The following is a 20,865-nucleotide window of genomic DNA, read 5'->3' as shown; positions in this document are numbered from 1 at the left end:
CGCGCTCAACCCACGTTAACCACGAACTCCTAGCTACGCCAGAGGTTTGGTGTCATCAGCGCGATGATTGCGAGGGTTTCAAGGCGCCCCAAGACCATCGCAAAACAAAGGATTAATTTTGCAGCAGCTGTCAGTTCAATCAGGTTGATCGGCGCGGTGCCTGCGATTTCTGTCAGCGGCCCGGTGGTCGACAGCGTTGCAATGGTCAGAATCATCGCCTGCTCGAAATCTGCACCCACCGCCGCCAGAGCGATACTGATGACCGCAAGCGACACCGCAAACAGCATGAAAAACACCCAAGCCACAAAGGCACCGCCCTTTTGCAGGCGCCGGTTTCCCCGCCCCTCGTTGCTGACAGAGGACGGGTGAACCAACCGCTCCATTTCCCGCAGACCATTGAGATATAGGGCATAAACGCGCAGCAGCTTGACCCCGCCAGCGGTCGTTGCGACGCCTCCGCCGATCACGGACAACCCCAAGAGGATCATGCCGGGTGTATTGAGCCCGGACCACTGGCGCGCGGTTTCCCAATCAGCGCTCTCAAACCCGGTGGTCGACAGGAAAGACAACACCGTAAAGGTCGCCCCCCAAAGGGATCGCAGCGCCTGCTCCAGCTCATTGGTGTTTGTCGACACCTCAAACGTCGCGATCCAGTGACGCAGGAACAACAGCAGCGGCACGCCACAGACGATCAGCAGACCGATCCGGAACTCCGGGTCGCGATCAAGACGGCTGTGACCACTTGTCACGGTGTCAGAGGAAAACGTCAGACGCGACAGGGCGAAGAACATGAACAAAAACATGACCATCTCGCCGCCCAGCCCGCTGGATCCATTCTCGACCCCACCAACCGCCGAAATCCCCGACGTCGCCATCACCGACATCGCATGGCTCAGAGCAGACAGCGCGCCCTCTCCCGTCACGATCAGAAGGATCCACAAAACCAGCGTCAAACCCGCATAAAGCGGCGCAAGCGTTTGGGTCACAACAACAAGTTTACGTCGCGGATCGGCCCGTTGCATATGCAGCGGTGTGGCTGTCCCCCGCCCCGGTTCGCCCTTGGCCGTGACCTCAAATCCACCCAGCGAGAGCGGGGCCAAAATGGCCGAGGCTGCGACCCACATCAAAAGCCCGCCAAGCCAGCCAACCAGAGCGCGCCACAGATGCACGCTCGGCGGAAGGCGGCCAGGATCAGAAAACACATCAAGCCCGGTGGTGGTAATGGCGCCGACCATATCGACATAGGCGTTCAGATAGGTGGTGTTGCCGATAGCCTCGTAAACCGGAACGGCAAGAAAGGCCGGCAAAACCGCAAAGCTCGCCAAGAGCGACGTCAGCTGGCCGGGCATCGAATAGCGCGGGACGCGGTTGCCCATCGACAGGCCCACAAGAACCACAACCATGATCCCGATAATGCCCGCGTAAAAGAAACTGCGCGATGTCTTGTGATCGTCCAGGATCAGCCCGTGCAGGGCCGGCACCCACATCGCCAGCGAGGCAACGCCAAGGATCAGCAGAAACAGCGGCAACCGCAGGATGCCGCGGTCCTTTGATTTCTGCAGATGTCGGGGCCGGGCCATTTAGAAGAAATCGATCGAGACCTGCATCAGGCGCTCGACCTCTGGCACGTCGTCGGCCATCGCAAACAGGGCAATCACATCGCCCTCGTCAATCCGCATTCCCCCCGTCGGGCGCATGACCTCACCATTTTTGCTGACGGCCCCAACCAGAACCCCTTCGGGAAAGTCGATATCGCGGATCATCTGCCCCGCCATGGGCGAGGTCGACATGACCTCTGCTTCGATCACCTCTGCCTCGGCGTCGCCGATGGAGTAGACCTGCCGCACGCGACCATAGCGGATATGGCGCAGGATTGAGCTCACGGTGGTGGCACGCGGGTTGATATAGGCGTCAATCCCAAGCGGCGCCATCAACGGCACCAGCGTAGGGTCGTTGATCAGCGCAATGGCAAAGGGGCACCCTTCGGCCTTGGCGCGCACTGCGGCAAGCATATTGACCTTGTCATCATCCGTCACCGCCAGCATCGCATCCGCCCGGTCGATCCCCGCCTCGATCATAAGACTGCGGTCAAGACCGTCGCCGTTCAGAACAATCGTACGCTCCAGCGTTTCGGCAGCTTTTTCGGCACATGTGCGGTTGCGTTCGATCATCTTGGCGCGCACGCGGCCAGTCCGGGCCTCTAGCGCCTTGGCAACCTCCAGCCCGACGTTACCGCCACCGACAATCACCATCCGATCCTGTTTTTTCTGATGCTTGCCAAATACTTCGATGGTGCGGCTCACGTCATCGACATGGGCGAACACATAGGCGCTGTCGCCCACAAACAACTGGTCTCCCGGCTCTGGCGCAAACAGCGTCCCATCGCGGCGGATCCCGACCACGATGGCGCGCAGCGTGGAAAACAGATCCGTCAACTGGCGCAGCGGAGTGTTCACCACCGGGCAGTCCTCGTCGATGTGCACACCAAGAAGCTGGGCCTTGCCCTCCATGAACATCTCAGTGTCAAACGCCGCAGGGGCAGACAGGCGCTGCATTGCCGCGGCAGCGACTTCACGTTCCGGGCTGATCACTACATCAATCGGCAGGTGATCGCGGCGATACAGATCAGAGTAGATCGCCTCCAGATAGCTTTTTGAACGAAGGCGCGCGATCTTGCGCTGGATCGAAAACACCGAATGGGCCATCTGGCAGATGACCATGTTGACCTCATCCGAATGGGTCGCCGCGATGATCATGTCAGCATCACGCGCACCTGCGCGTGTCAGCACGTCCGGATAAGAGGCAAAGCCAGCAATCCCTTGAACATCAAGGGTATCTGTTGCACGCCGCACCAGTTCGGGGTTGTTGTCGACAACGGTGACATCGTTGTGCTCTCCCGACAGATGGCGGGCAATCTGCCAGCCAACCTGGCCTGCGCCACAGATAATAACCTTCATGTGCCTGTCCCCTGGTGCGCCACATAGGGCGCCAAAGCCCAAAACTGCCTGATTTGAATGACAGAAGCCGCCGACACGGTCAATTCAATTGTCTTATGCCAGCAATTGGTCCAAGCTCCTCCTATGTCCATGCGAAATCATATGTTTGCCGGGCTATCCTTGGCGATGCTCCTTGCGGGTTGCGGGCCTGTCCCGGTCTATTGGAAAGATGGCGCTGAGGTCTCGCGCCGCGATGCTGACCTGCTCGCATGCGAGGTGGAAGCCTTGAAAGACGCCCCCGTTGCCAACCAGATCCGGCAACGCCCGCCAGTGTTTTACCCAGGGCGGGAAATCTGCAGGCAAGGCCGCTGCTACCGGACCGCCGGGTATTGGGAGGACGGCGAAATCTACACCGTCGATGTCAATGCCGATTTGCGCAAACGGGTCGAGCTGTCCTGCATGGCGGCGAAGGGTTATCAAAGCGTCGCCCTGAAACGCTGCCCTCAGAAACTGGCGGATCAACTGGCCACCTATCAGAGCCGTACTCTGCCACCGATTGGTCCGGCGTCCTGTGCGATCCCCCAAAGGGGCCAGCAACCGAAAATCGCAATAGCCCCAGAATGAAAAACGGGCCGAAGAACGACCCGTAATCCATTGTTTCTTTGCGATTTTACGAGATCACTCGGCCATGTCTTCTTCTTTTTCGACATGGGCGATCCGCGCGCCAGCCTTGTTGGAGGTCACAACCCCCAGCGATTTCAGCTTTCGGTGCAGGGCAGAACGCTCCATCCCGACAAATGATGCCGTGCGGCTGATATTGCCACCAAAGCGGTTGATCTGGGTCAGAAGATACTCTCGCTCAAACGCCTCACGCGCCTCGCGCAGCGGCAGGGTTGCAAGCGCACCGGACAGCACCACCCGGCCCTGATCTTCCTGCGGCTCTTCCTCCCGCGGGAGATCTTTGGGCTCGATCGGGCCGGAGCTGTCGCCAAGGATCAGCACCCGTTCGACCATGTTCTTCAGCTGCCGCACGTTGCCGGGCCAGATCATGGTTTGCATCAACGCTACCGCATCATCGCTCAACATGCGCAGCGGCAGGCCCTGATGTTCGTTGAAGTGGCGGATGAAGTGATCGGCCAACAGGGGAATATCCTCGCGCCGATCTGCCAACGAAGGCACCGGGATCGGCACGACGTTCAGGCGATGATACAGCTCCTGGCGGAAGCGATCCGCTTCAATCTCGCGCTCCAAGTCCTTGTTCGTGGACGAAATAACCCGAAGATCAACCTTGATCTTGTCGCTGCCGCCCACCCGCTGGAATTGCTGGTCAACCAGCACACGCAGGATCTTGGACTGGGTGCCAAGGGGCATATCGGCCACTTCGTCAAAGAAGACGACCCCACCGTGGGCCTGCTCAAGAAGCCCTGGCTCAACTCCGCGCTCTGCGCTCTCGCGCCCAAACAGCACCTCTTCCATGCGGTCCGGCTCAATGCTTGCGCAGTTCACAGTCACAAACGGCGCCGAGGCGCGGTTGGATTGCATATGGATATAGCGCGCAGCGATCTCCTTGCCGCTGCCTGCCGGTCCTGTCAGCATCACCCGGCCGTTGGATTTCGTCACCTTGTCCAACTGCCCGACCAGCGCCCGGAATGCGGCAGAGGCCCCGATCATTTCGGTGACGCCAGAGTCCTTGCGCTTCAGGTCAGAGTTTTCACGCCGCAACTGCGACGTCTCCATCGCCCGGCGAATAACAACCAGCAACTGATCGATGTTGAACGGTTTTTCAATGAAATCATAGGCGCCCTGCTTGATCGCGGCCACTGCGATTTCAATGTTCCCGTGACCGGAAATGATGACCACAGGAATGTCGGGCATGTCCCGTTTGACGACCTTGAGGATATCGATGCCATCCATCTGGCTGTCCTTTAGCCAGATATCCAGGATCAGGAGCGCAGGCGCCTCCTCGTTGAGGGCTGCCATACATTCTTCAGAACTCCCGGCCTTGCGCGTGGCATAGCCCTCATCCTCAAGAATATCGGAAACCAGCTCGCGGATGTCCCGTTCATCATCAACAATCAGAATATCACTCATGTCAGACCTGCTTTCACTGTACTCTTCTGTTGGCCTGCAACCTCACTCTTTGCAGGCAGGCGGATGACGGCCATGGCACCAAAATGGCTCTGACCGTCAAAGACCGGCGCATCCTCCAGCGCCAGCGTACCGCCGTGTTCTTCGATAATTTTCTTTACAATCGGCAGGCCAAGGCCGGTGCCCTCGTCCCGCGTTGTCACATAGGGTTCGAACAACCGTGCCCGATCCTCCGGCAGACCGATGCCATTGTCGGCGATGGTCACCTCATAGCCCGATTTCTGCGCCGAAACCGCGATACGGATCTCTGGCTTCAGATCTGGCACTGTTCCCTTTTTGGAAAGGCTTTCAACGGCTTCCCCGGCGTTCTTGATCAAATTGGTCAGCGCTTGGCCAATCATCGTCGCGTCAAGATCCGCCATCATCGGCGCGTTCGGCAGATCCGCCGTGATGGTCAGATCCGGCTGCCCGGCTTTCTGCAATGTCACCGCCTCGCGCAGAAGCTGGACCAGATCCTCCTCGCGGCGATCAGGTTCGGGCATGCGCGCGAACTTTGAAAACTCATCAACAATCCGGCGCAGGTCATTGGTCTGGCGCACGATCACATCCGTCATCGATTGCAGCAAATCGCTGTTTTCCTCGCCCAGCTTGGGTGCGAATTTGCGTTTGATGCGTTCAGCGCTCAGCTGGATCGGGGTAAGCGGGTTCTTGATCTCATGGGCGATCCTGCGCGCAACATCGCCCCACGCCGCCATCCGCTGGGCGCTGACAAGATCCGTCACATCGTCAAAGGCCACTACATAGCCTTCCAGGTTGCCCTCTCCGCTGCGACGCGGCGACATGCGAACCAGGAGATTTTCCAGCTGGCCCTGACGGGTCACCTTGACCTCTCCCTGCACGACATCGCTGCCGCTCTCGCTCAGCTCCTGAAACAGGGGGCCGAATTCAGGCACCGCAACCGCCAAGGCAAGAGATTGCCGATCCTCGTTCCAATCCAGCAAGCGCTCTGCCGAGCGGTTCACAAAGGTCACGCGCCCCTCGTCATCCAGACCGACAACGCCGGAGGTGACGGACATCAGAACGGAGTCAAACAACCGACGACGCCGTTCAATCTGGCGGGTGTTCTCCAGCAGCTCATCTCGCTGCCCGCGCAGTTCTTCGGTCATCTGGTTGAAATAGCGACCAAGCTGGGCAATCTCGTCATCGCCCTCTTCTTCCGGAACCTGCACATTCAGATTGCCCGTCCCAACCCGGCGCGCCGCGATGGTCAGACGCCCCACCGGCCGGGACAGCCGCTCTGCGAACCACATCCCAAGCCACATCGCCGCAAGGATCAAGATCACCGCAAAGCCCAGATACAAAAGGCCGAATTCAAACAGGACCCGCCCGCGTTCGTTTTCCAACTGCTGATAAAGATGCGCAGTTTCCTTGGTATCATCCAAAAGGCTGAGCAGTTCGCCATCGACGTCACGGCTGACATACAAAAAGCGGTCCACAAAGGCATCCAACCGAACCAGGGCCCGGAATTCGTTGTTGTCCCAGTCCTGAACCAGTTTCAGCCCGTCAAAAGTTGCCTCGCTGATGTCGCCTGCGTCCGGGGTCTCAAAATCGAACTCATAGGACCGCTCCCCGCGGGCGCGGATGTTTCCCGCGCCGTCGATGACATAGGCTTCCTGCAATCCACGCTGGATCTGCAGCTGCCCCTGTGTCAGCACCTGCCGCAGCTGCCCATCAGAAATAAAGAAGTTCCGATTCCGGCTGTTGTCGATATAGCGGGCAAGCGCGCTGGCATCCTCTGACAGGTCGCGTTCCTGCTGCGCCTGATACGCCTCTGCTGCGGCAAGCGAACTGCCGACCACCTGTCGCACCCGGTCCGAAAACCAGCCCTCAAGCCCGACATTCACCGTCAGACCCGCAAAAAGTGCCACGATGACCGTGGGTGTCAACGCAAGGAAGGCAAACGCCCCGATCAACCGCAAGTGCAGCCGCGATCCAGCAGATTTGGCCCGGCGCGCTGCAATAAGCCGTCCCACCTGCGTCAGAACCAGCGCGGCAATCGCCAGCACATAGATCAAATCGGCCAGCAGGATCAGCCGCAGCGACAGCGACGCGGCCCCTTGGGAAAACGGCCCGATAATGAGAAATGTCGCCACCGCCAAGACGGGGCCAAGCACCACAAGCCCAAGCGCGCCGAAATTGCGCGCCCTGCGTGTTCTGCGCCACCGGTCAAGGGCAGCAAACGGCCCATATGCCGAGCGAAGATGTGACCTCTGCGCCACGTACTGCCCTCATCCTGATGTGTGGCCATTCTGGCCAACCGCCATATCTCGTGATCGAAACCAGCACCTTCACTGATTTGCCACGGTTCTGTGGCGATATTACATCAGTTTGCGACGGCGTGTCACCTCAATATCAAGGTCCGTGATCTTCTTGCGCAACGTATTGCGGTTAATGCCAAGTAAATCCGCGCATTTGGCCTGATTTCCGCCGGTCATCGCCAGCGAAATTTCGATCAACGGCGTCTCAACTTCGCGCAGAATACGGGCGTAGAGCCCCGGAGGCGGCAGCATATCGCCGTGCAGATCAAAATAGCGCTGCAGATGGCGTGCCACTGATTCCGAGAGTTTTTCGGTGCTGAGCGGCGCGCCTCCCGCGGCAACTGGTTCGCCGCCAGATTGCGCGCCCAGCGCCGACTGGACCTCTTCGACCGTGATCTCCTCGCTGCGCGCGGTCAGGGCAAGACGCCGCACCACATTCTCCAGCTGGCGCACGTTTCCGGGCCAGGGGAATTGGCGCAGTGGTTCGCGGGCAGTCTCGCCCAACTGACGATGCGGCGCGCCTTCGTTTTCGGCCCGTGTCAGGAAATGTGCACAGAGCCGCGGAATATCATCGACCCGCGCCCGCAGCGCAGGCACCGCAAGTTCGGTGCCACTGATCCGGTAATAGAGATCCTGACGCAGTTTGCCTGCCTCCATCGCCGCAGCAGGGTTTTCCTGACTGGTAGCAATAAAGCGGGGCTGACGATCGCCGGGGGCATCCATCATGCGCACCACCCGCGCCTGCGCCTCTTCCGGCAGATCGGCGATTTCATCCAGCAACAGCGTCCCACCACGCGCTTCGTTCAGCAGCCGTGCGGGACCATCAAGCGCAATGAGATCCGCCGCCTCTGCGCGCACAAACGGTAGGGTCCGGCGATCAGACAGATCGTGGATCGACCGGGCGATCAGTGATTTTCCGGTTCCGCTCTCCCCCGTGATCATCAGCGGGATATCCGTGTTCATCACCCGCGCCACCAGCCGATAAAGCGCCTGCATCACTTCGGTCCGCCCAACCAGCGGCAGATCTTCCGCGCTTTCGCCAACCGTATCCGCCTGGCTGAGCGGCTCGGTGCGCCCAGCGCCCTGCGGCGACCGTTTTTCCGACAGAGCCTTGGCCGTGCGCTTCATCAATTCCGGCAAATCAAATGGCTTGGGCAGGTAATCATAGGCCTCCGCCTCGGCCGCCTTGATCGCTGTCATGATGGTGTTTTGCGCAGAAATCACGATCACCGGCAGGCCGGGTCGATCTTCGGCAATCTTCGGCAGCATCTCCAGCCCGTTTCCGTCCGGCATCATGACATCCGAGATGACGACATCGCCTTTGCCCTCTCCCACCCAGCGCATCAAAGTGGTGAGAGAGGAGGTCGCGTGGACCTTGCACCCTGCCCGCGTCAGGGCCTGGGTCAGGACCGTGCGAATGGTGCGATCATCATCTGCGACAAGAACGGTGCCGTCCATGGTCTGTTACTCCTGCGGTATGGGTATGGGTGTGGGCCGGGCCTTGGGCGTGGTTGGCACACGCGACAGGGACAGGCGGAATACGGTTTTGCCAGGTTCGGATGTGACAGAGATCCACCCCTGATGATCGGCAATGATCTTGCTCACCAGTGCGAGCCCCAGACCGGTGCCGTTCTCGCGGCCCGACACAAAGGGGTCAAAGATATCATCGCGGATACTATCAGGCAGGCCCGGACCATCATCCGATATTTCAATCTGCAACGGCAGCAGCTTGCCCGAGCCGTCACTGCGGCGCAGGCGAAAGGAATGCTCATAGAAGGTCCGGATCCGAATGGTCCCGCCCACAGGATCAGCCGCCTCAGAGGCGTTTTTGAGCAGGTTCAAGACAACCTGCAACAGCTGATCTGCATCCCCCCACGCCATCGGCAGAGAGGGGTCATAATCCTCGATGATGGTCATATGCGCCCCAAACCCCAGCAACGCAGAGCGACGGGCGCGATCCAGCACGTCGTGGAGATTGACCTCCTGAAAGGCGGGTTCGGAGTGATTGCCGAATTGTTCGACCTGCTCCAGCAGCTTAACAATGCGTCGGCTTTCACTCACGATGAGATCGGTAAGCTCAAGATCCCCACCACTCAGCCCCATCGACAACAGCTGGGCCGCACCGGTAATCCCGGCCAGGGGGTTCTTGATCTCATGGGCCAGCATCTCTGCCATCCCGATCGCGGATTGGGCTGCGGACTTCGCCGAATGGTTCTGGGTCATCCGTGCGGCCAGCTCGCGGGGCGACATCAGGATCAGCATATGCCCCGCAATCGCACCCTGCCCCTGCACCCGGGCGACCTGCACATTGCATTGCAGCGGCGCGCGTCCCGGTGCCCCCACGTCGATATCATTTACAAACAGTGGCGTTCCCGCCTCTCTTGCACGGTCAACGGCTTCGTCAATCTTTGGCGCGATGATGACATGATCCCAGATCGGCTTGCCCCGCAGCGCCTTTTGGGAGGTGTTCAAAAACCCCTCGGCGGCGGAGTTCACATCGACGATACAGGCCGCATCATCAATCAGAAACGCAGGCACCGGAAGGGCCGCCCAAAGCGCACTGTCCGACCCGTTCCAATCCGATGGCGCCTGCTCTGTCATCGCTTTGCCGCCCTCTGTCATGCTGCGGCCCCTCCCGTCGCGGGGGCAGAGCCCAGCAGCGCATCGGGCAAAAGTCGCAGAACATCCTTTGGATCCTTGGCCGTCAGGATGTCGCGGCGCAACGGCGCGGGCGTTGCCGCCTCGTCCATATACCAACCCAGATGTTTGCGGGCGACGCGGATCCCAAGGTCCAGACCGTAAAAGGCCAGCATCGCCTCATAGTGGTCGCTCACCAGTCGCACCAGATCAGTGCCTGTCGGGATCTGTGGCGCCTCGCTTCCCCAGATGTCATGCGCCACCTGAGCCAAGAGCCACGGTTTGCCCTGCGCGCCACGACCAATCATCACCCCATCGGCACCAGAGCGTTTCAGCGCCTCGCGGGCAGTGGCGGTGTCGATGATATCGCCATTGGCCAACAGCGGCACATCCAATGCCGCCTTCACCTCGGAGATTGCCCCCCAGTCGGCAGAGCCCTTGTAGAACTGGCACCGCGTGCGTCCGTGGATCGTGACCATCTGCACCCCCGCATTTTGCGCACGGCGGGCCACGTCGGCGGCGTTGAGACTGTTGTCGTCCCACCCCAGCCGCGTCTTTAGCGTGACAGGCACAGACACCGCCCCGACAACCGCCTCGATAAGCGAGAGCGCATGATCTGGCGTCTTGAGCAGGGCAGAGCCGGAATAGCCGTTTGTCACCTTCTTTGCGGGACACCCCATGTTGATATCGATGACCTTGGCGCCACGGTCTTCGACCTGGCGCGCCGCCTCTGCCATCCAATAGGCATCACGACCCGCCAGCTGCACGGCCGTGTTTTCCACATCTGCGCTCAGTTCGGCCCGTTCCCGCACGCCCGGCTTGGCCTGCACCATTTCCTGGCTTGCCACCATTTCGCTCACCATGAGCCCCACGCCAAAGCCGCGCACCAGATCGCGAAACGGGCGATCCGTGATTCCGGCCATCGGAGCCAGAGCAATCGGGGGCGTGAGAGAGGTGGTACCCAGTGTAAAGGACAACTGCCTAATCCTTGTGCATATGGTTGATATTTAGCGGAGGGCTCAGCTATGCGACAATGAAGCCCCCGGCTGCAAGGCTACATAAAGTGGCATTTGCCTAATTTTTAGGCAGTCGACAGGGGGTGATTGCCTCCGTCTGCATCACCTCCTAAACAATTCCCAAAACGGAAAGAGCCTGACCATGCCTGCCGATACGCCCCTTCCCGACGCGACACAACCTGCCGCTTCAGTCGATCCTACTGTCGGATTTGCCCACCAAATGGACACCACAGCCGCCCTGATCGTTGCAGCCGGGCGCGGAACGCGCGCGGGGGGTGGGGTGCCGAAACAATGGCGACCGCTGGCCGGAAAGCGGGTGATCGACTGGACATTGGCCGCCTTTCGCACTGCCGGCGTGCGCCAGATTGTCCTCGTTCTGTCCCCTGATGACGACCAGGCCTGGGCCGAATTCGGCTCTGTTGCCGATATCACCCTGGCGAAAGGGGGCCAGACCCGCGCCCAATCCGTGGCCAACGGTCTCGCTACCCTGAAAGACAGCCCGATCCAGAAGGTGCTCATTCATGACGCCGCGCGCCCCTGTGTCTCCTCCCGCGTCATCCACGCGGTATGCGCGGCGCTTGACACCGGTCTTGCCGCCGCGCCTGCTCTGCCTGTCACGGATGCCCTGTGGCGCGGTGCAGAGGCCAAGGTGACTGGCACAGAAGATCGCACGGGCCTTTATGGCGCGCAGACACCACAGGGGTTTCGCCTGGATGCGATCATCTCTGCCCATGCGGCCCTTGCCGAAACGGGGGCTGATGCCGCCGACGACGTCGAAGTGGCGCGTGCTGCGGGGCTTGACGTCGCCATCATTCCGGGCGACCCCGACAATATGAAAATCACCCGCCCGGAAGATTTTGACCGGGCCGCACGCATTTTAGGGGGCGACATGGATGTAAGGCTTGGTAATGGCTATGATGTTCACCGGTTCGGAGCGGGGGATGAGGTCATTCTCTGCGGGGTGCCCATCGCCCATGATCGCGGCCTTCAGGGCCACTCGGACGCGGACGTAGGACTGCATGCCATCACCGACGCCCTCTATGGTGCGCTGGCAGAGGGCGACATTGGCCGCCACTTTCCACCCAGCGATCCGCAGTGGAAAGGCGCAGCCAGCGATATCTTCCTGTGCCACGCCGCCGAGCTTGCCCGCTCCAAGGGCTATCAGATCTCCAACGTGGACTGCACCCTGGTGTGCGAGTTCCCCAAAATCACCCCTCACGCCCCAGCCATGCGCGCCGCAGTAGCAGAGATCCTGTCGATCGATATCTCTCGGGTGTCGATCAAGGCAACCACATCAGAACGGCTGGGCTTTACCGGTCGCTCAGAAGGCATCGCAGCCATCGCAACCGCCTGTGTGGTGAAACCATGAAGACCTCGCGCCTTGCCTTTCTGATCGGTACTGTCGGCGGTGTCGGGTATCTGCGCCCTGCCCCCGGCACTTGGGGATCGCTCGCCGCTTTGCCGATGGCCTATGCGCTGCATCAGCTCGGTGGCTTTCTGCTTCTGGCTCTGGCCACAGTGATCTGTATGGTTGTCGGGGTCTGGGCGGCCGAGGCCATGACCCGCAATCGCGAAAACATGGATCCGTCCGAATTTGTCCTGGACGAGGTCGCAGGCCAGTTCATCGCGCTTTGGGCGATTTCCTATCCCGCCTGGGCCCATGACATCGCAATCACGGCGCTTTGGCCCGGCTGGATCGCTGCCTTTGGTCTGTTCCGCCTGTTTGATGTCTGGAAACCCGGCCCCGTGGGCTGGGCCGACCGCCAGAAAGGCGCGACAGGTGTGATGATGGACGACATCATCGCGGGCATCCTTGCCGCTATTGGTGTTGCAGTGCTTGCCGGTATTTTCCACGGCCTCCTTGGCCTCTGACAGGAGCAATAGACATGCGTGACGCCGAGATCTCACCGCTGGCCATCGACATCATCCAGCGCGCCAATACAGAAGGCGTCACCATTGCCACCGCCGAAAGCTGTACCGCCGGCATGATTTCAGCGGCACTGACCGATGTTGCGGGCTCCTCCGCTGTGGTGGACCGGGGGTATGTCACCTATTCCAATCAGGCCAAGATGGACATGCTGGGCGTGTCCTCTGCCACGCTGGAGGCGGTGGGCGCCGTCAGCGAAGAGGTCGCGGTCCAGATGGCCGAAGGCGCGCTGAGCCGTGCTGGCACCACCCTTGCAGTCGCTGTAACCGGGATCGCAGGCCCCGGCGGGTCAGAGCATAAGCCAGAGGGGCGGGTCTGCTTTGGCCTTGCCCAACGCGGGCAGGATACTCTGGTCGAGACAGTCGAGTTTGGCGCGCTTGGCCGCGCTGGCGTGCGTGCAGCGACCCGTGACCACGCGCTGGCGCTGGTCCTCTCGGCCCTCACCCGAGCGGGCTGACCCCACCACAACCGGCAAGACGCAAAGGCGCAACAGCCGCAATCGTCACCATTTGCGCCCCGACGCCTGCCGCAAACGACAGCCCAATCGGCGCAATTCCAATCCGGACTGCATTTTGTGCACCCGCACCCGGTTTGCGCCCAATTTCCGGGCATTTTAACAAAAGCCTGTTTTTCAGGCGACCAAATCGCAGCTGCCGCTTTTTTCAACGCCCTGCATCCGGTTTGAACGTCCGCAGTTCGATCAACCCAGCGAGACGCGCGGAAGGAAAAGCGGATGAACGCAGCCGATACAGCATGGATCATCGTGGCCACGGCCCTGGTCCTCTTCATGACACTGCCGGGGCTCGCCCTGTTTTATGGCGGACTGGTACGTGCCCGAAATGTACTCAGCGTCTTTATGCAGTGCTACGCCATTGCCTGTTTGATGAGCGTTCTGTGGCTCGCCTTCGGCTACTCCATCGCCTTCGGAAGCGGCACCTCCGGCATCTGGGGCGGTCTGGACAAGATGTTCCTGACCGGTGTCACCGCCGACAGCCTGTCTGGCACCCTGCCCGAAGTGCTGTTCTTTGCCTTTCAGATGACATTTGCGATCATCACCCCTGCGCTGATCGTCGGCGCCTATGTCGAACGTGTGGGCTTTGGCTTCGTGCTGGTGTTCTCCGGTCTCTGGATGCTGCTGTGCTACGCGCCTGTCGTCCACTGGATCTGGGGCGGCGGCATGATGGCCGATGGCGGCATCTTTGGCGAAATCGGCGTGCGCGACTTTGCCGGGGGTATCGTGGTGCATGAAACCGCAGGTCTCGCAGCGTTGATCATCGCCGTCTTCCTCGGCCCGCGCAAAAACCGCACCACACCACCCCATAATCCCGGCTACGTCTTTATTGGCGCGGCCATGCTGTGGGTGGGCTGGTTCGGCTTTAACGGTGGCTCGCAACTGGCGGCAGATGGCGGGGCCGCAATGGCGCTGACCGTCACCCATATCTCAGCGGCGACCGCCTCTCTGACCTGGGCGCTGTGGGAAAAGATCAAATACGGCAAGGCATCGATGGTGGGCCTGGTCACCGGTACCATTGCGGGTCTTGCCTCTATCACGCCGGCTTCCGGCTTTGTTGGCCCGGTTGAGGCGCTGGTGATCGGCGCGGTTGCAGGCATCCTCTGCCAGGAGGCTGTGAACCTGGTCCGCAACCTCCTGAAGATCGACGATACGCTTGATGTTTTTGCGGTGCATGGTGTTGGCGGCATCTTCGGCACCATCATGATCGCGGTCTTTGGTCAGGGCACCTGGATTGCCCAGCTGGGCGGTCTTGCGGTGGTGGGGATCTTCACGGCGGTCGTGACCGTGGTGCTGGTCAAACTGGTGGCTGCCATCACACCGCTGCGCGTGGATCTGGAGACAGAGACAAACGGTCTGGATATCTCTGTCCACGGTGAACGCGCCTATGACATGACCAGCTAAATCACAGTATCACAAACAAGAAACGGGCCTGCACTGCGGGCCCGTTTTTTTTGCATTCCCTTATGGAATCAACGGATTACGACGCACATTTCAGTGCACGCAGATCATTACCCGTATAGCTCGGCCGCGCGCCGCTCAAAGGCGCGCACGATCCGCTGCATCGCCTCGTTGAACACCACACCAATGATGCCCTGCAGCACTGCGTTCTTGAATTCAAAATCCACAAAGAACGACACATCACAGCCGCCATCTTCACGATCGGCAAAGGCCCAGTTCGATTTCATGTATCGAAACGGTCCATCCAGATATTCTGTGTCGATCTTCTTTTCGCCCGGAAACAGCGTCACCCTGCTGCCGAACCGTTCGCGAAACACCTTGAAGGAGATAACCAGATCCGCCTCCATAACCTCCGCATCCCCCGCACCACCGGCCAGCGGGGTCCGGCTGCGGATCCGTGCGGCAGCGCACCAGGGCAGAAACTTCGGGTACTCAGCCACATCAGCAACCAGATCATACATCTGCTGCGCGGTGTAAGGCATTGGCCGGGTTTCTGAATGGGTAGGCATCTGTGGCAAATTTCCTGCTATGATCGTCGGGCGTCATGTCATATGAACGCGCGGGAATTTCAAGGGGGCACCCATGACACAGCGGCCATATGTCATCGATGTGATGATCTCAGCCAAAGCCATTGCAGCGCGGATCGAAGAGCTCAGCGCCGAAATCAAACGTGAATTCAAAGGCACCGACAAGCTGGTTGTTGTTGGTCTTTTGCGCGGCAGTTTCGTCTTTATCGCCGATCTCGTGCGCGAGTTGGATCTGCCGATCGAAGTCGACTTTCTTGAGGCGTCTTCTTACGGTGATGCCATGGAAAGCAGTCGAGAAGTGCGCATTCTCAAGGACTTGCGCGGCGCAATTGAAGGGCGTGACGTGTTGGTCGTTGAGGATATTGTCGATACCGGCCACACACTGAACCACGTCACACAGCTTTTGCGCAGCCGCCAGCCCGCGCGCCTGAAATCGATCGCATTGCTGGACAAACCGTCGCGCCGCGAGGTTGATTTCCGCTCCGACTGGATCGGCTTTGAGATCCCTGACGAATTTGTGGTGGGTTACGGAATCGACTACGCTCAACGCAACCGCAACCTACCCTTTATCGGCAAGGTCCGCTTTACCGACGAAGGCTGAGACCGGCCGCCGTGGCGGTCTGTCAAAGCCCCCCGGCACTGCTGATTGTTGAAAGGCGCGCACAGTCCGCGCCTTTTTTTCTTGCGCACGGGAACCGGCAACCGCTCGCCGATCCGCCGCCCCTCATCAGCACAAAGCAGCGCAGGCAATTTGCCATTCACAGCAGACACCCCCATGTGATGTCCAAACGCAGAGATCACAAGGAGATCCGCAATGTCCATGAAGCATTTTGCCGCCGCAGCAACCGCGGCAGCCCTGACACTGACGCCCGCCCTTGCCCCGACCGCCGTCAACGCGGCTCCGCCGAAATGGGCGCCCGGCCACAACAACAGCGCCGCACAACACGCCCCCGGCCAGATCAAAAAGCAGTATAAGAAGCGGCACAAGGGGACAGAGCGGATCAGCGGTGACTATGTTTACATCGACGATTACGCCCGCTGGGGGCTCGCCCCGCCAGAGCCGGGCCATCGTTACGTGCGCAAGGATGACCGCATCTACGAGGTGGTGCGTGACACGCTCGCCATTGTAGGTGCCGTCGCCCTGGTTGATGCGCTGACCAACTGACACGCGCATCCGCGAACATTAGCAGGCCCTGCCAAGAGCCTGTTAAAAATGAATTTTCAGAAAATCAGCCGTCTAGAAGCTCTGACACAACCGCCCGGAACAGGCCAGCCCCAACGGGGATGGCCGCATCCGGGAAATCATAATCAGGGTTGTGCAATTGTGGCTGATCCTCGCCCGCGCCCAGCCAGAACATCGCGGCCTTCGCCCCCTTGCCGAACTGGCCAAAGTCCTCGGACCAGCGCTGTGGGCGATCCTGCATCGCGACCCCCAGCCCGACCCGTTCGCAGGCTTTCTGCAACACGGCAACGGCCTCAGGGTTGTTGGTGCAGGCCTCAAACACATCATCAAAACTGATCTCATGACCAAGACCCTGCTCTGCGCAGACCTTGCCGACCAGGGCCGTGGCCTCTTCGATCAGCTGCGCCATGCGGGTGTCATTGACCGTTCGCAGCGTCGCCCAGACCTCTCCCTCACCGGGGGCGATCCCGAATGTGGCCTCTCCCAGGCGCGCGTGGGTCAGCGTCACAAGCGCGTAGTCAGGTCCAAGGTCCGTCCCACCGCCAAGCGCCACCAGCCCCGGCAACAGCTGCGCCATCGCACCGGCGGGCGACACGCCGTCCTGAGGTGCAGCAGCATGAGAAGTGCGACCGCTCAGCCGGATCCGCATCCCGCGCGACGCGCAATTGGCAGGCCCGCTGCACAGGGCAATCTGGCCAACTGCCAGGCCCGGAAGATTATGAAGGGAAAACGCATAATCCGGTGCAATCTCGCCAAAGGCCGGATCCGCAACAATCGCGGGTGCGCCCTTGCCGGTTTCTTCGGCCGGCTGGAACATCAGCACAACACGGCCCCGCGCTGGACGTTCTGCTGCCAGATCTTCTGCCAAGGCGGCAACCATGGTCATATGGCCATCATGCCCGCACAGATGCCCACGCCCTGCATGGGTCGACTGATAGGGCTGATCGGACAGCTCCTCGATCGGCAGGCCATCCAGCTCGCACCGGATCATGACCGTCGGCCCGTCTGCCGCGCCATCATAGACCGCAGCCACACCATGACCGCCAAGCCCGGTCAGCAGGCGATCTGGCGCAAACGCGCGCAGATAGGTGGTGATATAGGCGGCGGTCTTTTCCTCTGCCCCCGACACCTCCGGGATCTGGTGCAGAGCATGGCGCAGCCCGGTCAGCTGCGCCAGACGGTCCGGCGTCATGCCAGGCCGAGCTTGTTGTTGCGGGCCTCGCGCAGGCGGGCAAAGTCATCGCCCGCATGGTAGGACGAGCGTGTGAGCGGCGTCGCCGAAACCATGAGGAAGCCCTTGCCATAGGCGGCTTTTTCATAGGCCGCGAACTCCTCTGGCGTCACGAACCGATCCACTGCGTGGTGTTTCGGTGTCGGCTGCAGGTATTGGCCAATGGTCAGGAAATCGACATCCGCTGCGCGCATGTCATCCATCACCTGCTTCACCTCCTGCGCATTTTCGCCAAGGCCAACCATGATGCCCGATTTGGTAAAGATCGACGGATCCAGTTCCTTGACCCGCTGCAACAGACGAAGAGAGTGGAAATACCGCGCACCGGGACGCACACCGGGGTATAGCCCCGGCACGGTTTCCAGGTTGTGGTTAAACACATCGGGCTTTGCCTCGACCACGGTTTCCAGCACCTCAGGCGCGCATTTCAGGAAATCGGGTGTCAGGATCTCGATTGTGGTAGAGGGGCTGCGGTGACGCACGGCCCGGATGGTCTGTGCAAAATGGTCAGCACCACCATCTTCAAGATCGTCACGGTCGACCGAGGTGATGACGACATGGTTCAACCCCAGTTTCTGCACCGCATGGGCCACACGACCCGGTTCAAATGCGTCCAGCGTGTCGGGACGACCGGTCGCAATGTTGCAGAAGGTGCACCCGCGGGTACAAATCTCGCCCATGATCATCATGGTTGCGTGGCCCTGGCTCCAACATTCACCAACGTTGGGGCAGCCTGCCTCTTCACAGACGGTGACGAGGTTATTTTCGCGCATGATCTTATGCGTTTCAGCATAGCCTTTGCCCCCTGGCGCCTTGACGCGGATCCAGCTTGGCTTTTTCGGCTGAGCATTGTCAGGGCGATGGGCCTTTTCCGGGTGGCGTTGCTCGGGGATTTTTAGGTCTCTCACGGGATGTTCCCTTGCGGCATGTTTTCTTGGCTGATTGGTAACATAGACGCTCGTTGTTGACACGACCAGTCTTGTGCACAAGGTTTCACAAAACTAACCGCCCGATGCAGTGCCTGTAACCTCCTGTTTCCGTTTGCAAAACCTTTCCGCATAGCAGCCGTGCATGACCTGCATTGCTGCCTTGCGTCGCAGTCCAGCCCACAGATCTGCGCAGGGCCTGGCGGTTTTGGCGCGCGCTTGGGGCAACAGGTGCGACAAAACACGAGACGAGTCGCATAGCCGCCCGCTATTGCCGCATTGCAAAATACGTGCCCAAGCCGCGTCACGCGCGCGCAGAAAAACGGCATCTCATCCTGGGGAATTTACAAACTGCAACATAAGGATAGCCGCAATCCGCAATACCGTGCAGATGCGGCGATTATCCCGTTGCGGGCGATTTAGAACTATTATAAGTCCGGGCCAAACCCATCTGATTTGAAGGAGCTTGATGATGAAAGCTGGCGTAAAACTGCCCGACGTTACCTTCCGCACCCGTGTACGTGACGAGTCCATCGGCGGCGACAACCCGTTCCGCTGGGAAGACAAGACCACTGCCGACTATTTTGCTGGCAAACGCGTGGTTCTGTTCTCGCTGCCGGGCGCTTTCACCCCGACCTGCTCCACCTACCAGCTGCCCGGCTTTGAAAAAGGCTATGGCGATTTCACCGCAGAAGGCATCGACGCGGTTTACTGCATGTCCGTCAACGACAGCTTTGTGATGAACGCCTGGGCGCGCGCACAGAACCTGGAAAACGTGCAGGTGATCCCGGATGGCTCTGGTGAGTTCACCCGCCGCATCGGCATGCTGGTCGCCAAGGACAACCTGGGCTTTGGCAACCGCTCCTGGCGCTATGCTGCCATCGTCAACGACGGCGTTGTCGAAGCATGGTTCGAAGAGCCGGGCCTGTGCGACAACCACGGCGAAGACCCCTATGGCGTGTCCTCCCCGGAAAACGTGCTGAAGCACCTGAAAGAAGCCAAGGCAGAAGTCGCAGCCTAAGCGTTTCTTGGGCCAGATGGCCTGCAATCACTACGGAAAGCGGGCGCTGTGCGATCAGCGCCCGTTTTTCATTGCGTGCCCATCAGCTCGGCCCCATCCGCATGGCCCTGTCGGATTGGCCCTGTCAGCTCGGCCCTGTCAGCTTGCCACTTTGCGGCTGTCCTGTACGATGGCTTCCCCCACATCCCGCACCACATCCGCCAGCTGATCGAACCACTCGCCGCCACTGCTTGAGCGGCGGCGCACCAGTCCGATCCGGCGAAACGGTTCCGGATTTGGAAACCGTTGAACCGCAAGCCCTTGGGCGGCCTCGCATTCGGCCCGCACGGCCAGTTCTGGCATCAGCGTCAGACCAAAGCCTGCAGCCACCAGTCGAGACAACGTCCCCAGCGACCCTGCCCCCATGTTGATGCCCGGCGCCGCACGCTGCATGCCGCAGACCTCCAGCGCCTGATCGGTCAAACAATGACCATCCTCCAGCAGCATCAGCTGTTCGGTGCGCAGATCACTGGGCCGCAGCTGGGCCTTGCCTGCCTCCATCTGCGCCAACCGCCCGGCGGAACCGGCCAGCAGGAACCGGTCGGTGAACAGCTCCACCTCCACCAGGTCTGCCGCGCCACTGGGCAGCGCAAGGATCGCGGCGTCCAACTCTCCCGCCTGCAACAGCGACAGCAACCGTTCGGTGCGTGCTTCGCGCACCTGCACCGTCAGCTGCACATCGCGCGCCCGCAGATTGGCAAGCGTTCCGGGCAGCAGATAGGGCGCCAGCGTCGGGATCACCCCCAGCGCAAGGCTGCGCTGCCCCACCCCCTGATCTCGCGCCAAGCGGTCCAGACTGCGGGCCGCGTCCAGCACGGTATCGGCCATCTCCAGAACCTGTCGGCCAAGAGGCGTCAGGATAACGTCCCGCGCCCTGCGTTCCACAAGCGCACCCCCCATCGCCTCTTCCAGACTTCGGATTTGCACGGACAAGGCAGGTTGCGACACATGCGATGCCTCAGCCGCACGCCCGAAATTGCGGTGCTGGCTGAGGGACTTGAAATAGCTGAGCTGACGAAGCGTAAAGTTCATAGGCGTGAGTTA

The 20,865-nt window shown here is 60.5% G+C and carries 19 protein-coding genes; 8 read left to right on the top strand and 11 right to left on the bottom strand.

Annotation, left to right across the window (positions count from 1 at the left end):
- Positions 1–29: 29 nt before the first annotated feature.
- Both NIT7645_RS06115 and trkA read right to left on the bottom strand, forming a co-directional pair.
- Complete coding sequence (locus NIT7645_RS06115) at positions 30–1,580, bottom strand: TrkH family potassium uptake protein (protein ID WP_008562261.1); 1,551 nt, start codon at positions 1,578–1,580, stop codon at positions 30–32.
- A complete protein-coding gene (trkA, locus tag NIT7645_RS06110; RefSeq protein WP_333695216.1) occupies positions 1,581–2,999 on the bottom strand; it encodes a Trk system potassium transporter TrkA in 1,419 nt (472 codons plus the stop codon). It lies immediately after the preceding gene.
- A gap of 15 nt (positions 3,000–3,014) precedes the next feature.
- On the opposite strand from trkA, the gene NIT7645_RS06105 reads away from it, so the two are divergent.
- On the top strand, positions 3,015–3,560 hold the full coding sequence (locus tag NIT7645_RS06105; protein WP_050686351.1) for a hypothetical protein: 546 nt from the start codon (positions 3,015–3,017) through the stop codon (positions 3,558–3,560).
- A 54-nt stretch (positions 3,561–3,614) separates the two neighbouring features.
- On the opposite strand, the gene ntrX is transcribed toward NIT7645_RS06105, so the two are convergent.
- The 5 genes from ntrX to dusB form a co-directional block, all read right to left on the bottom strand.
- Positions 3,615–5,027, bottom strand: a complete 1,413-nt coding sequence (gene ntrX, locus NIT7645_RS06100) for a nitrogen assimilation response regulator NtrX (RefSeq protein ID WP_008558742.1) — start codon at positions 5,025–5,027, stop codon at positions 3,615–3,617.
- A complete protein-coding gene (locus NIT7645_RS06095) occupies positions 5,024–7,303 on the bottom strand; it encodes a sensor histidine kinase NtrY-like (protein WP_008560049.1) in 2,280 nt (759 codons plus the stop codon). Before NIT7645_RS06095 ends, ntrX begins: the two co-directional genes overlap by 4 nt.
- 99 nt (positions 7,304–7,402) lie before the next feature.
- Positions 7,403–8,800, bottom strand: a complete 1,398-nt coding sequence (locus NIT7645_RS06090; protein WP_050686350.1) for a sigma-54-dependent Fis family transcriptional regulator — start codon at positions 8,798–8,800, stop codon at positions 7,403–7,405.
- Between the two features lie 6 nt (positions 8,801–8,806).
- A complete protein-coding gene (locus tag NIT7645_RS06085) occupies positions 8,807–9,964 on the bottom strand; it encodes a two-component system sensor histidine kinase NtrB (protein WP_008560315.1) in 1,158 nt (385 codons plus the stop codon).
- Positions 9,961–10,956: a tRNA dihydrouridine synthase DusB gene (gene dusB / locus NIT7645_RS06080; protein WP_008560890.1), complete on the bottom strand. Its 996-nt coding sequence runs from the start codon at positions 10,954–10,956 to the stop codon at positions 9,961–9,963. Before dusB ends, NIT7645_RS06085 begins: the two co-directional genes overlap by 4 nt.
- 181 nt (positions 10,957–11,137) lie before the next feature.
- On the opposite strand from dusB, the gene NIT7645_RS06075 reads away from it, so the two are divergent.
- The 4 genes from NIT7645_RS06075 to NIT7645_RS06055 all read left to right on the top strand — a co-directional run bounded on the left by NIT7645_RS06075 (position 11,138) and on the right by NIT7645_RS06055 (position 14,837).
- Complete coding sequence (locus NIT7645_RS06075) at positions 11,138–12,364, top strand: bifunctional 2-C-methyl-D-erythritol 4-phosphate cytidylyltransferase/2-C-methyl-D-erythritol 2,4-cyclodiphosphate synthase (protein ID WP_082204832.1); 1,227 nt, start codon at positions 11,138–11,140, stop codon at positions 12,362–12,364.
- Positions 12,361–12,867 carry a phosphatidylglycerophosphatase A family protein gene (locus NIT7645_RS06070; RefSeq protein ID WP_008559227.1) on the top strand — a complete coding sequence of 169 codons (507 nt, stop codon included), beginning with the start codon at positions 12,361–12,363 and terminating at the stop codon, positions 12,865–12,867. The genes NIT7645_RS06075 and NIT7645_RS06070 overlap by 4 nt, the downstream gene beginning before the upstream one ends.
- 14 nt (positions 12,868–12,881) lie before the next feature.
- Complete coding sequence (locus NIT7645_RS06065) at positions 12,882–13,379, top strand: CinA family protein (protein WP_008559330.1); 498 nt, start codon at positions 12,882–12,884, stop codon at positions 13,377–13,379.
- Positions 13,380–13,655: 276 nt separating this feature from the next.
- Positions 13,656–14,837, top strand: coding sequence for an ammonium transporter (locus NIT7645_RS06055; RefSeq protein WP_008560905.1), 1,182 nt, complete (start codon positions 13,656–13,658; stop codon positions 14,835–14,837).
- Between the two features lie 107 nt (positions 14,838–14,944).
- Here the strand turns inward: NIT7645_RS06055 and NIT7645_RS06050 are convergent, their stop codons facing one another.
- Complete coding sequence (locus NIT7645_RS06050) at positions 14,945–15,403, bottom strand: type II toxin-antitoxin system RatA family toxin (protein WP_037302406.1); 459 nt, start codon at positions 15,401–15,403, stop codon at positions 14,945–14,947.
- A gap of 73 nt (positions 15,404–15,476) precedes the next feature.
- Between NIT7645_RS06050 and hpt the strand changes: the two genes are divergently transcribed.
- Both hpt and NIT7645_RS06040 read left to right on the top strand, forming a co-directional pair.
- Positions 15,477–16,022: a hypoxanthine phosphoribosyltransferase gene (hpt, locus tag NIT7645_RS06045; protein ID WP_008560618.1), complete on the top strand. Its 546-nt coding sequence runs from the start codon at positions 15,477–15,479 to the stop codon at positions 16,020–16,022.
- 213 nt (positions 16,023–16,235) lie between these two features.
- The gene (locus NIT7645_RS06040) at positions 16,236–16,586 is read left to right on the top strand and encodes a hypothetical protein (protein WP_008559862.1); all 351 of its coding nucleotides are present in this window, start codon (positions 16,236–16,238) and stop codon (positions 16,584–16,586) included.
- A 64-nt stretch (positions 16,587–16,650) separates the two neighbouring features.
- On the opposite strand, the gene NIT7645_RS06035 is transcribed toward NIT7645_RS06040, so the two are convergent.
- Together NIT7645_RS06035 and lipA are read right to left on the bottom strand one after the other, a co-directional pair.
- Complete coding sequence (locus tag NIT7645_RS06035; protein WP_008561896.1) at positions 16,651–17,796, bottom strand: amidohydrolase; 1,146 nt, start codon at positions 17,794–17,796, stop codon at positions 16,651–16,653.
- On the bottom strand, positions 17,793–18,743 hold the full coding sequence (gene lipA, locus NIT7645_RS06030) for a lipoyl synthase (RefSeq protein ID WP_008561482.1): 951 nt from the start codon (positions 18,741–18,743) through the stop codon (positions 17,793–17,795). Before lipA ends, NIT7645_RS06035 begins: the two co-directional genes overlap by 4 nt.
- A 490-nt stretch (positions 18,744–19,233) precedes the next feature.
- Between lipA and NIT7645_RS06025 the strand changes: the two genes are divergently transcribed.
- Positions 19,234–19,782 (top strand): peroxiredoxin, encoded by a 549-nt coding sequence (locus NIT7645_RS06025; protein ID WP_037302831.1) that lies wholly within the window; start codon positions 19,234–19,236, stop codon positions 19,780–19,782.
- A 138-nt stretch (positions 19,783–19,920) separates the two neighbouring features.
- On the opposite strand, the gene NIT7645_RS06020 is transcribed toward NIT7645_RS06025, so the two are convergent.
- Positions 19,921–20,853 (bottom strand): LysR substrate-binding domain-containing protein, encoded by a 933-nt coding sequence (locus tag NIT7645_RS06020; protein WP_008560091.1) that lies wholly within the window; start codon positions 20,851–20,853, stop codon positions 19,921–19,923.
- Positions 20,854–20,865: the final 12 nt, after the last annotated feature.

Source organism: Phaeobacter italicus (genome assembly GCF_001258055.1).
Lineage (GTDB): Bacteria > Pseudomonadota > Alphaproteobacteria > Rhodobacterales > Rhodobacteraceae > Phaeobacter > Phaeobacter italicus.
The sequence above is the reverse complement of the archived record's forward strand: the minus strand, read 5'-3'. Positions and strand labels throughout refer to the sequence as shown.